Annotated in this window: 12 protein-coding genes; 6 read left to right on the forward strand and 6 right to left on the reverse strand. The window is 46.8% G+C overall.

The window, feature by feature from the left end:
• Positions 1–68: 68 nt before the first annotated feature.
• From PL85_RS11465 to PL85_RS11475, 3 genes are all read right to left on the reverse strand, one after another.
• Entirely contained in the window at positions 69–1208 is a 1140-nt protein-coding gene (locus PL85_RS11465; RefSeq protein ID WP_115339526.1) for a glycerate kinase, read from the reverse strand.
• Between the two features lie 20 nt (positions 1209–1228).
• Positions 1229–2494, reverse strand: a complete 1266-nt coding sequence (locus tag PL85_RS11470; RefSeq protein WP_064624424.1) for a GntP family permease — start codon at positions 2492–2494, stop codon at positions 1229–1231.
• A gap of 133 nt (positions 2495–2627) precedes the next feature.
• Positions 2628–3773, reverse strand: coding sequence for a sugar diacid recognition domain-containing protein (locus tag PL85_RS11475; RefSeq protein ID WP_064624426.1), 1146 nt, complete (start codon positions 3771–3773; stop codon positions 2628–2630).
• A gap of 81 nt (positions 3774–3854) precedes the next feature.
• Between PL85_RS11475 and PL85_RS11480 the strand changes: the two genes are divergently transcribed.
• From PL85_RS11480 to PL85_RS11505, 6 genes are all read left to right on the forward strand, one after another.
• Positions 3855–4241, forward strand: coding sequence for a YacL family protein (locus PL85_RS11480; protein ID WP_010317535.1), 387 nt, complete (start codon positions 3855–3857; stop codon positions 4239–4241).
• 191 nt (positions 4242–4432) lie between these two features.
• Positions 4433–4771: a P-II family nitrogen regulator gene (locus PL85_RS11485; RefSeq protein WP_010317537.1), complete on the forward strand. Its 339-nt coding sequence runs from the start codon at positions 4433–4435 to the stop codon at positions 4769–4771.
• A gap of 27 nt (positions 4772–4798) precedes the next feature.
• Entirely contained in the window at positions 4799–6028 is a 1230-nt protein-coding gene (locus tag PL85_RS11490) for an ammonium transporter (RefSeq protein ID WP_026027365.1), read from the forward strand.
• Positions 6029–6168: 140 nt separating this feature from the next.
• Positions 6169–7182 (forward strand): Fe(3+) ABC transporter substrate-binding protein, encoded by a 1014-nt coding sequence (locus tag PL85_RS11495; RefSeq protein ID WP_013857651.1) that lies wholly within the window; start codon positions 6169–6171, stop codon positions 7180–7182.
• A gap of 100 nt (positions 7183–7282) precedes the next feature.
• Positions 7283–8908, forward strand: a complete 1626-nt coding sequence (locus tag PL85_RS11500; protein ID WP_096036011.1) for an ABC transporter permease — start codon at positions 7283–7285, stop codon at positions 8906–8908.
• On the forward strand, positions 8908–9936 hold the full coding sequence (locus tag PL85_RS11505) for an ABC transporter ATP-binding protein (RefSeq protein ID WP_017048375.1): 1029 nt from the start codon (positions 8908–8910) through the stop codon (positions 9934–9936). The genes PL85_RS11500 and PL85_RS11505 overlap by 1 nt, the downstream gene beginning before the upstream one ends.
• A 106-nt stretch (positions 9937–10042) precedes the next feature.
• Here the strand turns inward: PL85_RS11505 and PL85_RS11510 are convergent, their stop codons facing one another.
• From PL85_RS11510 to PL85_RS11520, 3 genes are all read right to left on the reverse strand, one after another.
• Positions 10043–11455, reverse strand: coding sequence for a phosphoglucomutase/phosphomannomutase family protein (locus PL85_RS11510; RefSeq protein WP_115339527.1), 1413 nt, complete (start codon positions 11453–11455; stop codon positions 10043–10045).
• Positions 11456–11517: 62 nt separating this feature from the next.
• Entirely contained in the window at positions 11518–13923 is a 2406-nt protein-coding gene (locus PL85_RS11515; RefSeq protein WP_094147072.1) for a GH36-type glycosyl hydrolase domain-containing protein, read from the reverse strand.
• A gap of 93 nt (positions 13924–14016) precedes the next feature.
• Positions 14017–15930 carry a beta-N-acetylhexosaminidase gene (locus tag PL85_RS11520; RefSeq protein WP_115339528.1) on the reverse strand — a complete coding sequence of 638 codons (1914 nt, stop codon included), beginning with the start codon at positions 15928–15930 and terminating at the stop codon, positions 14017–14019.
• Between the last annotated feature and the right edge of the window lie 7 nt (positions 15931–15937).

The raw sequence follows: 15937 nt of genomic DNA on the forward strand, positions 1-15937 counted from the left end.
ATTTATAACGTTGTTCTGTCAATGGAGTTAAAATGAGTGTGAACGTCATATGGTATTCAGCGAAATAGTTATTGCCTGTAAGACAAGCTAAAAACACACGCGACATTACGCGCGGTCATTTCTACATTTTGCGCCGCTTCGGCAAGGGCTGTAGGCAAGTCGACCGAGCGTGGAACGACACTGAATACCGCATCAATGCCATGTGGGTGAACAACGGCGCAGTCTGCTGACAAGCAGCCTGCAATGCCGATCACTGGCACGGAAAAAAGTTTGGCAGTGCGCGCAACACCGATTGGCGTTTTACCGTGAATGGTTTGGCTATCAATGCGTCCTTCCCCAGTGATGACTAAATCGGCATCCTTTACTACATCGCTAAGGTTCACGGCATCCATCACAATTTCAATGCCCGGACGAAGGCTCGCTCCTAGTAGACCAACCAGCGCCGCACCTAAACCGCCTGCCGCGCCAGCGCCCGGCATCTCTTTAACATCACGACCTAATTGCGTTTTGATGATGTTTGCATAATGCGCAAGGTTGGCATCAAGTTGCGCGACCATCTCGGGTGTTGCTCCTTTTTGTGGGCCAAAGACGTGCGAAGCGCCTTGTACGCCGCACAGTGGATTATCGACATCGCAGGCGACCTCCAATTGGATGCGGGCCAAGCGTGGATCCAGTTGTGTGAGATCAATCGAGGCCAGTTTCGACAATTCACCGCCACCAAAGCCTAATGGATTGCCATCTGAATCAAGCAGTTGAATGCCGAGGGCTTGCGCCATGCCGAGGCCACCATCGTTGGTTGCGCTACCACCAATGCCGATGATGATGTGTTCAACACCTTGATCAAGCACGGTTTTAATCAGCTCACCAGTACCGTAGCTGGTGGTGTTCATTGGGTTGCGTTGCTCTGGCGGCACCAGGTGTAAGCCCGATGCGGCCGCCATCTCAATGATCGCTGTTTTACCATCACCCATTAAGCCATAAAAAGCCTCGACTTGTTCACCTAGCGGCGCCGTTACGGTTGTGGTAACAATCGATCCATTAGTGGCATCAACCAGTGATTGGACCGTCCCTTCGCCGCCATCGGCCATCGGTAACTTAATGTAGTGCGCATCGGGCAACACTTGTTTGAATCCATTCTCTATCGCGGTGGCGACTTCCATTGCCGTTAGGCTCTCTTTATAAGAATCTGGAGCAATAACAATTTTCATTTTTTAACACCTTAACTGCGTTAAACAAACAGACCAAATACGCCAAAAATCATCACAGAAATGAAGGCAATCACTAAACCTACTGCCGATTCATAAGGAATTAAGGTGAGACGCTCACGAATGTCCATATGTACCGCTCCGCCCGTGGCATGGAAGAAACTACCGTGTGGCATATGATCAAGTACGGTCGCACCTGAATGGATCATGGCAGCCCCTGCCAGTGCGGGTACGCCTAGTTCGAGTATAGTGGAGCTAAAGACGCTGGAGGCAACGGCTGTACCTGCGGTGGTTGAAGCGGTTGCCAGTGACATCATTGCACCTGAGATCGGTGCAAGCAGGTAAGAAGGCAAGCCAGAAGCGGTCAGTACTTCGATTAAACCGCCTTTAAGACCTGAATTGGCGATGATGCCGGCTAAAGTACCAGTACCAAGCAGCATAACCGCAACCGGAGCCATGCGTGTTAAACCTGAAACCGCGAAGTGGTTAGTGTCTGCAAATCGTCCCATCACGACCGCACCGACTAATCCGCCTAATGGGAGTGCAATTAAAGGATCCACATTGATGCCAGCGATAGGGCGTAGTGCGAGTAACACAATCGCCACTAATGGTGCGATGATCGCTGAGCTAAAGCGGGGGAGCCTAGAATGATCCACCGCAACGACTTCACTGACGGAGACTTTACTTCCTTTATTGACTAAACGTTTGGCAATCAAGTAAGCCATAATAAGCCCGCAGATCCCAGGAATAATACCCGCCGCCATGACAGAAGTAAGTGGCACGTTAAACGCGTCGGCTGCGGCAATCGCATTAGGGTTAGGTGACATTACGTTACCCGCTTTACCGCCGCCAATCATCGCTAGCAGAATGGCCGCCTTGGAGAGATCGGCACGGCGAGCGATCGCCAGAGCGATAGGAGATACGGTGATTACTGCCACGTCGACAAACACGCCGACCGCAGTCAAAATTAAGGTTGCTAAGGCCAAGGCAAATAAAGCGCGAGTTTCTCCAACCTTTTTCACTATGGTTTCTGCAATGGAAGTGGCAGCGCCTGATTCAATCAATACACCAGCCAAAATACCTGCTGCAAGAATGCGTAGCACTGCGGTCACAATGCCTTGTGCGCCACCAATCATCAGAGCAACGGTGTCGGTCAGCGATACACCGCCGATCACGCCACCGACCAACGCGCCGATGATCATGCCATAGGCGGGTGGTACTTTTTTTAGAATGAGCGTGATAGCCACGACTAATGCGGCCAGAGCTCCGAGAGTTGAAACTTCAATCATCTTCTATATCCATATTTTTTATCAGTGATTGGCTGCAATATAGGGAGCAAAAATAAAAGAGTCTTCAGTCTATTGCACAGATTACTGGCTTTGATACGACTGATTAATTGTGCAAATGCACAATTTTATGTTTTTATTTGAAGCAAGATAAAGCCAAATAAAGGTGAATAATGTTATTTAACTGATTGAATTTTAAAGCGGTTACTTGCTCAATTTTTTCAAGCCTATAGCGCAAGGTATTACGGTGAATATGCAGTGCTTGGCAAGTTTGATGAACATCGCAGTTTTGCTCAAAATAATGGCGGAGGGTTTTAATTAATATTCCCTTAGTGTCATACCGTTCCAGCAGGGTATAGGGTTGGCGTAACTGCTCGCGGCTCCATGGCTCATGCTGTACGCTATTGAGCAGTACAGGTAACTTATCATCTTGATAAAAGAAGACGTCTCCCTGTTTATGGTGGGAGGCTTGCATCGTCAACTTGGCGGTTTGATAAGATTGAGCCAGCCCTGAGAGCGTTGGAAAATAATCACCTAGTGCAATTTTGATGGTGAATTTGCCCTCTTTTTTCACTCGCTTCAACAGTTGATTGACTCGTTTCGTTTCGGCCTCTTGTGACCAACCTTTTTCGGTGAGTGAGATGGGTTTTAAAACCACCACTTCGTTGTGAGAAACTGAAATGATCCCCACCAAATTGTCCCGTTCAGGGTATTCCAGCAGATGCACCAACTGCTGTAAGTGTTCTAGCGATAAGGCGGTATCGTTATCTGGGATCAATTTGACCACGGCAGCGATACGCGGCTGGGAAAGATCGAGCCCTAATCGCTCGGCGATTGAATTGAGCTGTGTTTCGTTGAGAGTGGCACCTTGAATTAGTTGTAATAGCAGCTCTTCACGGTGGCGCTTATTCCACTGTACTTGTGCCATTAGTGCGGCTTGTTCAACGATAAGCTCCGCCGTCATTTTGACCAGCTCGCCATAACGGTGAACTTCCGTTGGGTTACCGGAAATTCCAACTACGCCGATCACTCGTTGTTGATAAATGATGGGGAAATTGATGCCGGGTTTAACGCCTTTTAGGTAACTGGCGGTGGCATGATCAATTTCAACCACTCGATTTTCATTGATGGCTAAAATCGCCCCTTCGTGTTTCTGGTGCAAACGAGTGGGATCACCTGAGCCAATAATGCGTCCCTTTTCATCCATTACGTTGACTGAATAAGTGATGATCTTCATCGCTCTTTCTACAATCTGGCGTGCGGTGGTTTCTGTGATCTGCATAATCTCAAGTGGTTTCGTTAGCCATAATCACCGATAATAACAAAGTTATCCGTATCCCCAAGCACCAATATCGAGAACCCGATGGACTACGAATTTAAAAAAAATACCCTAGATGGCAGCTATTACTGCTCTTTTTCGATGGGGCACGAAATTATTGGCCGTTGGCTACAAGAGGAGATCAGCAACGATCTTCCCAAAATAGATCAAGTTATTGCGCTAATGGCAGCATCGAAACGTGCATTTAATCAGGAGCAGACGCTTGAGGGGCAGGAAATCAGCGTGATGATTCTTGCCGATGAGGTCACGGTTCAGGCCAATGTTTTGACGCATGGTGAAGCGCTTGATAGTGACAGTGAGTTTGATTTTTACGATTGTGAAAGCACCGCAAGCTGCGGCATTGATGATTTTGCTTTGATGATCAAGCAGTGGTGCGAATTTGTACGTTACTCACCTGCGGACTTCACTTAGCGCTGCACAAAACTGGTGAAGATTAACCACTTCGCTTTATTTTTGGGAAAGGGTTGCACCTCATTTGTGCAACCCTTTTCTTTTTGGCATAAGAAATGGTTGTAAATCTTTTAAAATCATTAAGTTAAAAAGTTGGCACGCAGCTTGGATTGTATTGATCGTAAACGGACTACTGCTTGTGAGAGGATGCAATGAAACTGATCAACGCGATAATTAAACCATTTAAGTTAGACGATGTGCGTGAAGCTTTGGCCGATGTCGGCATCGAAGGGATGACGGTTTCCGAAGTGAAAGGCTTTGGTCGCCAAAAAGGGCACACCGAGCTCTACCGAGGCGCGGAATATCAAGTCGATTTTCTGCCTAAAGTGAAATTAGAAATAGCGACACAAGCTGAAAATGTCGATCGCGTGATAGAAGCGATTATCAAAGCGGCGCACACCGGAAAAATTGGTGACGGAAAAATTTTTGTGTATGACCTCAGCCAAGCTGTGCGTATTCGCACAGGCGAAATGGACAGTGAAGCACTGTAAAGATTCAAAGGATTGGAGATAACCATTATGGAATTAGCAGCAACGGTAACAGAGCTACGTTACGCACTCGATACGTTTTTTTTCTTAATTTCGGGTGCGTTGGTCATGTGGATGGCAGCTGGCTTTGCCATGTTAGAAGCGGGTTTAGTCCGTTCTAAAAACACCACTGAAATTTTAACCAAAAACTTTTGTTTGTACGCGATTGCCTGTACCACGTATTTAGTGGTTGGTTACAACATTATGTATGTTGATAACGCAGAAGCAGGCTGGCTGCCTTCATTCGGCTCCTTGATAGGTAGCCAAGCAGAAGGCGCGGATCACTCCCTTGAATCAGACTTTTTCTTCCAAGTGGTGTTTGTGGCAACCGCGATGTCGGTGGTTTCTGGCGCTGTCGCTGAGCGAATGAAATTGTGGTCGTTCCTTATTTTTTCCGTCGTTTTGACCGCATTCATTTACCCAATGGAAGGCTATTGGACTTGGGGCGGTGGCTTTCTTTCTGCTGCCGGTTTCAGTGATTTTGCAGGCTCTGGTATTGTTCACTTAGCGGGTGCATCGGCGGCGCTAGCTGGGGTCATCTTGTTGGGAGCACGTAAAGGTAAATACGGTAAAAATGGTGAAATTTACCCTATTCCGGGCTCCAACATGCCACTTGCGACTTTGGGTACATTTATCCTGTGGTTTGGCTGGTTTGGTTTTAACGGTGGTTCACAATTAATGCTGTCTGATTTTGAAAACGCGACAGCGGTTGGTCAGATTTTCCTCAACACCAATGCCGCTGCAGCAGCGGGTTCTATCGCGGCTCTATTAGTGTGTAAAACCACTTGGGGTAAAGCGGATTTAACCATGGTACTCAACGGTGCGTTGGCCGGGTTAGTGGCCATTACCGCTGATCCTCTCTCTCCATCACCACTGTATGCGGTAGCGATTGGTGCTGTAGCGGGTGTGTTGGTTGTGTTTAGCATTATTGCGCTTGATAAAGTGAAAATTGACGATCCTGTGGGCGCAATTTCAGTACATGGCGTATGTGGTTTGTTCGGTTTAATGGTTGTGCCAATCAGCAATACTGATGCGACTTTTGGCGCTCAACTACTTGGAGCAGCAGTGATTTTCGCTTGGGTATTTGGTGCAAGCCTTGTGGTTTGGGGCATCCTGAAGGCAACGATAGGCATTCGAGTTTCGGAAGAAGAAGAATTAGAAGGGATGGATATGCACGACTGTGGGGTGGGGGCCTACCCAGAATTCGTGACAATAAAGTAATATTTTCTTACAGATAACCTACCTAAAAACCTGCCGATTAAGGCAGGTTTTTTTATTGATTGAATTGTTTTTCAATCCATCATCAATATAATAACGAAACTGATAAACATTATCATTACCAATTTTAAAGGGAACTAGAAATGAAGAAACTGCTTACTCTGTCTGCGATGGCATGTAGTGTGATGGCTCCGAGCGCGATGGCGGCAGAGGAGGTCAACGTTTACTCATACCGCCAACCATTTTTGATTGAGCCGATGTTTAAAGAGTTCACTCAACAAACGGGCATTAAAGTGAATGTGAAGTTTGCGAAAGAAGGGATTGCTGAGAAATTGGTACAAGAGGGTGAGTACAGCCCTGCTGACGTGATTTTAACCTCAGAATTTAGCCGTCTTTTTGAGTTATCTGAAAAAGGTTTAGTCCAAGCGGTGGATAACAAAACCATTGAAACTAACATTCCTGCCCAATATCGCGATAGCGCAGATGAGTGGTTTGCACTAACAATACGTACCCGTAGCGTCTACTCATCACGCGATCGCGTAGGCAAGCTGGGTGATGACTTCAACTACGCTGACCTCGCGAAGCCTGAATTTAAAGGCAAAATCTGTACTCGTAGTGGTAAGCACCCTTACAACGTGGCGCTGGTTGCATCCATGATTGCAGAGCAAGGCGAAGCGAGCACTAAAGTTTGGCTTGAAGGTGTCAAAGCAAATTTAGCACGTAAGCCTCAAGGTAATGATCGTGACCAAGTTAAAGCGATTAAAGAAGGTTTGTGTGATGTCTCATTGGGTAATAGCTATTATTTAGGGAAAATGTTAGCTGATGAGAAGCAAAAATCATGGGCTGAAGCCGTCTACATCAACTTCCCAGGTCAGAATGCGCAAGGCACGCATGTTAACGTGAGTGGTATGGCGATGGCGAAGTACGCGCCTAACAAAGAAAACGCAGTTAAGCTGATGGAGTTTTTGACCAGCGATAAAGCACAGCACATGTACGCTGACGTCAACTTTGAATACCCAGTAAAAGCAGGTGTTGAGCGTTCTGCACTAGTCGCTTCATGGGGTGATTTTAAAGCGGATCCACTGCCGCTCGAAAAAATTGCCGACAATCATGCCGCGGCAATTAAGCTGCTTGATGAAGTGAAATTTGACCTTTAATCGGTTCTAGGGGTATAACAGTGCCCCTATTCTATTGAAGGGGCATGAGATGTATTTGCAAACGCATTTATGTGTCAGTAAGCCTTATTGTAATTAGGCAATGAAAGAAAAAAATACATTATGGAAAACCAGTAGTGCCAGTGTCACTGTGCTACTGGTTTTGCCGATCTTAGCCATCTTTATTACCGCTGCGGGACAAAGTGATGAGGTTTTTTCTCATCTCATGTCAACAGTGATGCCCACCTATACCTTTAATACCGTCGTATTAACGTTCAGTGTGATGGGGCTTTCTTTGCTATTTGGCATTCCCACTGCTTGGTTAATGGCGATGTGTAAGCTGCCTACCGAACGCATTTTACAATGGGCTTTGGTGTTACCACTTGCGATGCCCGGCTATATTATCGGTTACATCTTTACCGGTTGGTTTGACTACGCAGGCCCAGTGCAAGTGTTACTTAGAGATCTTACTGGCTGGGGCGCAGGTGATTACTGGTTTCCCGACATTCGCAGTTTGGGCGGGGCAAGCATTGTGCTTGCGCTGGTGCTTTATCCATATGTTTACCTACTGTGCCGTGCAGCATTCATGGAACAAAACGTCTCCTTATTGCAATCCGCTCGTCTATTAAAATGCTCTCCGTGGCAGAGTTTTCGTCTGATTTCACTACCGCTTGCACGGCCCGCGATGGCGGTTGGCCTCTCCTTAGTGGCGATGGAAACGGTGGGTGATTTTGGTACGGTGAGTTACTTTGCCGTTAATACCCTAACGACTGCGGTGTATGACACTTGGCTCGGTTATTCTAATTTGAATGCGGCAGCGAAAATATCCGCCATCATGTTGGTGATTGTATTATTACTGCTGAGCGCAGAGCGCTATAGCCGTCGTAAACAGAAATTATTTCAAAGCCAATTTAACAGCCATGAAGATTTTCGCTATCAGTTGCAAGGGTGGAAAAAATGGGCCGCTTTGTGTTGGTGTTGGGGGCTAGTTGCGCTCGCGTTTCTTCTGCCTTTATTGCAGTTGGTCTCATTCGCTTATCACTATTTTGCGAAAAGTTGGACTTCGGAGTTCCAAGACTTTGCGATCAATAGCTTAACGGTTTCGTTGACGACAGCGCTGGTGGCGGTGTTGATTGCTTTGGTCGTGAATTTTTGCCATCGGTTGAACGCCAATGGGGTGACTTTAGCCTTTATGCGCTTGTCTTCTATGGGTTATGCGGTTCCCGGAACCGTGCTAGCGATTGGTGTGATGGTTCCGGTGCTGTTTATGGATCATTGGGTCAATGATGTTGCTAAAGCGATGCAATGGGGGCGACCGGGTCTTATCTTTTCTGGTTCGATGTTTGCTATTATTTTTGCTTTAGTGGTGCGTTTTTCGGCCGTGGCGATTGGTAGCATAGAAAGTAGCCTCAATAAAGTCTCACCTTCTTTGGATATGGCGGCTCGAACTATGGGTTATCGATCGAACGCTATGCTGTGGCGAGTTCATCTGCCATTGATCCGCCGTGGTACGCTTATCGCTGGGTTGTTGGTGTTTATTGAGTCAATGAAAGAGCTGAATGCCGCTTTGTTATTGCGTCCGTTCAATTTCGAAACCTTGGCGACCTATGTTTATAACTACGCATCGGATGAACAATTAGAAGTGGCTGCTTTGCCTGCGATACTCTTGGTCGCGGTTGGTTTAATTCCACTTATCGTCGTTAACCGTTCACTGGAGCAAAATCACTGATGAGTTGTGCGCTGTCTATCCATGATTTGACTTGCAAATATGAAAACCAAACGGTTTTACAATCACTGTCGCTGGAAGTCAAACAGGGAGAAATCGTCTGTTTATTAGGAGCAAGTGGTTGTGGGAAAACGACCTTATTGAAAGCTATTGCGGGTTTGCTGCCGCTTAGCTCTGGGGTGATGAGCCTTAATTGTGTGACGATTGACGATGGTCAACATTGGTTGCCACCGGAAGCGCGAAACATAGGGATGATTTTCCAAGATTATGCGCTGTTTCCTCACTTAACTGTTGCGGAAAATATCGCGTTTGGATTGCGTCAACTCTCTCAAACCGAGCGCAAAGCAAAAGTCGAAGAGATGTTGGCATTAGTGCACTTAGCTGAGCTGGGGGATCGTTATCCTCATCAACTATCAGGTGGGCAGCAGCAGCGAGTGGCGATTGCTCGCTCCTTGGCGTATAAACCGGATCTACTGCTGCTTGATGAGCCGTTTTCCAACATCGATACCCAAGTTCGCCATGAGTTGATCGGTGAAATTCGCAACATTTTTAAAAAGCAGGGTGTGACGGCTATTTTTGTGACCCATAGCCGCGAAGAAGCTTTTGCTTTTGCTGATAAAATGGCGGTAATGAACCACGGTGTCATTGAGCAATATGGCACCGCATCAGAGCTGTACTACCAACCGTCGAGTAAATTTGTGGCCGATTTCTTGGGTGGTGGAAGTTATTTAAGCGCCAAACGAATTTCAGAATGGCAATTTGAGACCGATTTAGGTGTGGTTGACGCCAAAGCTCAGCAACCCATTGAGCTTGAAGCCAAATGCGAATTACTACTGCGGCCACAACACATTCAAATTAGTGCGCAACAAGAGAGCAAAGTCCGCGTGTTAGAGCAGCAATTTATGGGCGATCACTGCCGTTATGTGATTGATGCGTATGGCAGTAAGTTGCTGGCGAGTTCTTCACAGCCGTTGAGCGTTGGGCAAAATGTTGCAGTCAGCATTGATACGCAAGGTGTGTTGGCTTTTTAAAAAAAGCCCGGCGTGACGCCGGGCAAGTGTTCTTCATCGATATACCTACAACCTCTTCATACTGTGCGGGTATAGCGACTCAAATTTGAGTCGAAGTGGGTAAAAGCTATAACGATAGAAAATCTTTCACCTGTTGAAGAACACGTTCTGCAGTGTCTTTATCCGCCATTTCGGCAAAAATGCGTAGCAATGGTTCAGTGCCAGAGAAACGAGCAATAACCCAGCCGCCGTTTTTAAAGTAGACTTTGGCTCCGTCTTCGTAACTGACTTTCTCAATCTCATACTCAAATTGAGGCAACTGTTTCTCAACGTAGATTTTGTTATACAACGACTCTTTTTGTGCGGCTTTAAATTTGCAGTCACCTTCTGCGGTGTAGGCGTAACCGTATTTCGCGTAAATTTCCCCCAGTAATTCGGAGAGTTTTTTACCTGTCACGCTGATCATTTCAACCAACAAACTCGATGCAAAAACCCCATCTTTACCTTTGATGTGTCCACGAATGGTTAAACCGCCGGAGCTCTCACCACCAATTAGTGAATCATCCGCTTCCATTTGTGAGCTGATGTGCTTAAAGCCAACGGGGACTTCAAAACTTTTCTCATCGTGGTCAGCGGCAATTTTATCCAGTAGGTGGGTGGTGGCGATGTTACGCACCACGGATCCTTTCCAGCCCTTATATTCAAGCAGGTAGTAGTAAAGCAGGATCAGTACTTCATTAGGATGGATGAAGTTGCCTTTCTCATCAATAATACCAAGTCGGTCTGCATCGCCGTCGGTACCTATCCCAATATCGTAACCTTCTGCGGCCACTAAATGTTTGAGACGATAAAGAGTCGCTGCATTAGGGGAAGGCATTAAACCGCCAAAATCGGGGTTTTTGCCATCATTGATCACATCCACATCGCAGCGGCCATTGATCAGAACCGTCTGCAATGCATTTTTCGCGACGCCAAACATAGGGTCAATCAACACACGCAGGTTGGCTTTTTTGATCGCTTCAATATCGATAAAGTTGATGATTGAATCCACAAATTCATTCATTGGATTGATGATGACAATCGATTTATCTTGCAGCGCTTGTTCAAATTCGACTTGTTTTACATCGGCAAGCGTCAGTGACGCGATTTGTTGTTCAATTTTTTGCGTGATCACCTCATCAGCGTCTCGTCCACCTTCAATGAACACTTTGATGCCGTTGTAGTCCGCAGGGTTGTGGGATGCCGTAATACACGCCGAATAGGCGCAATTCATCTCTTTGGCCTTGAACATCACAATAGGGGTAGGAACAAACTTATCGATAAAACTTACCACCACGCCATTCGCTGCTAAGACTTGCGCAAACCAACGTGCGGCTTTGTCAGAAAGAAAGCGGCGGTCGTAGCCGATAACGAACCCGTTGTTAGCCACATTTTCGTGGTTAATGATGTTGGCAAGTGATTGAGCCACTAGACAGACGTTGTCTTTGGTAAACTCTTCACCAATAAAGGCGCGCCAGCCACCTGTACCAAATTTGATCATAATAAAATCCTTGTGGGACGAATGTTGAGCCTCAGCTCCTTCGCGCTGAGGCTCAAATCGCGTTAACCGAGAATAACCACTACATCGTTGACACTGCCTTGTGCCATGACAGGAATCACGCCTTCTACTGCTTCGCCATTCACTGTGATTGTTTTCACCCCTTTACTGACGGAGTTCGGGTTTTGCACTGTGATGTTGTAAGTCGCGCCGCGCCATTGGCGAGTGACTTCAAAACCAGGCCAATTGGTAGGAATGCATGGGTCTACGACGAGGCCATCAAAACCGACACGAACACCCAAAATGAAATTGGTGACGGCAAAGTAGGCCCAACCAGACGTACCTGTTAACCATGGATGGTTTGCACGGCCGTGATCTTGGTGATCTCGTCCCATAATGAACTGCACGTATGAGTAAGGTTCGGCAACGCGCTTTTCAATGATGTCGTTTTGGTTATAAGGGTTTAATGCGTCGTAGAACTTCATGGCTCGATCACCACGGCCAAGCTTCGTTTCTGCAACCCATGCCCAAGGGTTTGGATGTGAGAAAATAGCGCCATTTTCTTTAACACCTTGATAAACACGAGTAACGAAACCGATGTCATCATTAGGGGTTGAGAAGGAAGGTGCGTTCAGATGTAGACCGTATTCGGAGAATAGATTCTCATCAACGGCATCCATCGCTTTTTCACCACGCTCTTGCGACACTGCGCCCGATAAGACGGCGAGTGTGTTTGATTCAAGGTGAACTCGACCTTCAGTTTGCTGAGCGGTTCCTATCTTGTCGCCATTTTTCGTCAGGCCACGGATATACCAGCCACCTTCTTCATCCCAAAGGTGAGTTTCACAAGCTTCACGTACGTTCGCCGCCATTTCGGTATATTTCGCAACATCCTCTGCATTGTCACGGTATTTTGCAAGGTCGATAAACTCTTGCAGCGCCCAAAAGTGAAGGAAAGAAACCATAGATGATTCGCCACCACCTAAGTTCAAGCAGTCGTTCCAGTCAGCGCGTAAGCCTTTGCAGATACCTGTTTGCCCCACGTATTCTGCCGAGAAGTTAAGCGCCGCCTTCATGTGTTCGTAAACCGTTGCATTGCCACCATCGGCGTAAGGGATCACTTCATCAAAGAAGGATGTTTCACCCGTTTCCATCACGTATTTACAGATGGTTGGAACGAGCCAGAGATGATCGTCAGAACACGTATCTTCAATGCCGTGGATCTTATCTTCATCACTTGGTGTTGGTACAACGGTTGGCGATTTTGATGGTTTGACATCCACTTTTTCTGGATCAAACCAGTCAGGATCAAATAGGTGTAGGCCATAGCCCGCTTTGACTTGACCACGAAGCAGATCAACCAAGCGTTTACGGGTCATCTTCGGGTTTGCGTGCGGTACTGAAATGGCATCTTGCGCCGTGTCACGGTAACCAAGGCCAGTACGACCGCCCACTTCAATGAAAGAGGCAAAGCGAGACCACACCACACACGTTTCCGCTTGATAAAGCGTCCAAGTGTTGATCATGGTATCAAGGCCTTCATTCGGTGATTTTACTTGGAATTTCGCACAACGTTCATCCCAATGCGCTTTGATCCCAGCAAAAGCGGCATCGACATTAGCCAAGTCTTGGTACTTAGCACGCAAACGCGCGCCATTGCCTTTACCAATTCCCAAAATATAAGCAAAGCGAACTTCTTCACCCGGTTGGATTACAAATTGTTTGTGCAGCGAACCGCAATGGTTGTAGCAGGTTTGCGCGCTGTTCGAGCAGTGACCACGTTCTACTGCAATGGGATTGGCTTCGTCACGATACAAGCCGAGGAAGGTATCGCGTTGTCCATCATAAGAATCTGGATCAAACGTCGAGGCTAAGTAGTAAAAGCCTTCGAAATCATTGGTGTTGTAGTAAAGATCGTACTCAATCACACCCGCGTGATAAGCGGTACCTGCAGAGTAAAGCGACATCTGATGGTTTTGGTTATCGGATTGAATGTGACTAAAAGAGAATTCAACAAACGAAAAAGCGCTGATAGTGCGAGTCTCAGTGGAATCGTTTTTAATGACGACATCCCAAATTTCAGCATCTTCGCCTTTCGGTACAAAGAGAGTTTTAGTGGCAGTAATGCCGCTGTATTCACATTTGAATTTGGAGTAAGAGAGGCCGTGGCGGACTTCATACTTCGCTTCTTCTAAGCTTTTTGCTACGGGTTGCCAAGAAATAGACCAATAGTCGCCAGTTGCATCGTCACGTAAGTAAACATAGTGCCCCGGGCGATCAAAAGAAGCGTTCGGGCGAAATTTGGTAACACGGTTATATTCTGGTGAATTGTAAAAAGAGTAACCGCCCGCGTTATGAGAGATCACGGTGCAGAATTTTTCTGTCCCTAAGTAGTTGGTCCAAGGCGCTGGAACGTCAGGGCGTGTGATGACATATTCACGATTGTCGTTATCGAAATAGCCGTATTTCATTGTCATTTCCTTTTAAACAAACTGCGTCTTTTGCAGCCAAAAATTATGCTAGTGAAAACCAAGGAGAGGCAATGCCGACTCCAAGTGTTGTGTTTATTTCCATGGTGCTCGGTAACGGATGCCTTGCTTGTCCAACATAGGCAGATGTCCTTTGAGCCGTGACAGATAATCTTGCCAATCACGATGCACTTTATGAGTCCATCCTGCTTCGGCGAGAGCAGTTAAGCGTGGATAAATCATGTATTCCATACGCTGTGGGTTATTGATTAATTCACACCATAAAGCGCACTGAATACCGAGAATTCGCTTACGGAGTGGATCGTTTTCGGGCACTTCGGCTAAGGGTTCATAGCGATAGGCTTTTTCTAATGGGGTAACACCTGCCCAGTCAACGCCCGGTTCTTCTGGCGCATAATCTTGAGCAATATCCAGATACGTGTACTGACCGGGTTGTAAAATCACATCAAACCCTTGTTTGGCACAGTTCAATGCCGCCGCTTCAGAAAGCCAAGAGTAGATAACGGTATCTTTACTGACCTTATTGCCATGATGTGCTTCTTCCCAGCCGACCATGCGTTTGCCAAGCGTACGCAGTTTTTGTTCGGCATAACGCAATAAGTGTCCTTGTAATTCTTTGGCCTCGGTATAGCCATTATCAGCCATCAGTTGTTGACATTTAGGGCTGTTAATCCAGACCCCATCAGGCACTTCGTCGGCACCAATATGAATAAAGTGGGATGGAAATAGCTCAGAGACTTCTTGCAAGACGATATCTAAGAACTCATACGTACCTTCAAGGGCGGGGGAGAGGACGTTATCGTTATAATATTGAATGCTGCGATAGTGTGATTGATCCTCTTCATCGGCCAGCAGATGAGGCAGAGATTTGATCGCGGCGCGGCAATGTCCGGGAACATCAATTTCAGGGATCACTGTGATACCACGCTCTTGAGCGTATGCGATAACCTCTTTGATCTCTTGTTGTGTATAGAAACCACCGTGGCGCTGCGTTAACAAGCTGTATTGAGGTTCGAGCACTTCATCAACCCCTCGCCATGCACCGATTTCGGTGAGTTGTGGCAGTGCTTTAATTTCGATACGCCATCCTTCGTCATCGGTCAAATGCCAATGGAACGTATTGAATTTGTAATGCGCTAATTGGTTAATAAGTCGCTTAACTGTCTCGATTCCATGAAAATGGCGCGCACAATCGAGCATCATGCCTCGGTACTTAAAGCGTGGCGCATCACTGATTTTGACGCAGGGGACTAACCAGGATTGATCTTGAACTTGAATCAACTGCAACAGGGTCGCGCTAGCATACATAAAGCCTTGATGGCCACTCGCCTCTAAGCGAATGCCGGTACGATCGACGTTGAGTTGATACGCGCCCTCGTCAAAGGTCGGGTTAGTGCGGTAGATAATATCAGCGCTGCCAATGGGTTTGGGCTGAAAATCAAATATACGGTTGAGTTCCTGTTGTAACCAAGTCGCAGCTTGCTCAGCGCACGTGGATTGCAAGGTAATCTGGCTCGAAGTCGTTAAGGTGTAATGCCCTGTGCCGGATTCAATCTTGTTTGGTAATGGAATGAGACTGAGGCTCGCGGCTTCTGCTGCAGGTATTTCACTACGCTCACGATAAGGCGAGGCGAGAGCAATCGGGGTTACGATCACATCATGACGTTCGATCGGTTGCTCGCCATTGCATTGAACAAAGGCGTGCTTTACGCCATCAGTGTAAAAATGGAAAGGAGCGGTTTTGATGCTAAATTCACAGTAAAAATGCGAGTTTGCAGCAAGCACGGTCATATCTGGCGCTAATGAGCAGAAACTGCCTATTTGCACTACGTTGCCATGGGTGATGCTGTCTGGCTGAATGAAGCGATCAATCACAAAATGTAACGACCAGTCTTTTAGGTCTTGATCGCTTAAATTATGGAACGTTAAACCAAAACGGCAAAATTGCTTCTGTTCTGAGAGTACCGCAAAGTCAATTCGATAGCTCATAGTGATT

Source organism: Vibrio anguillarum, assembly GCF_001989995.2.
Classification (GTDB): Bacteria; Pseudomonadota; Gammaproteobacteria; order Enterobacterales; family Vibrionaceae; genus Vibrio; species Vibrio anguillarum.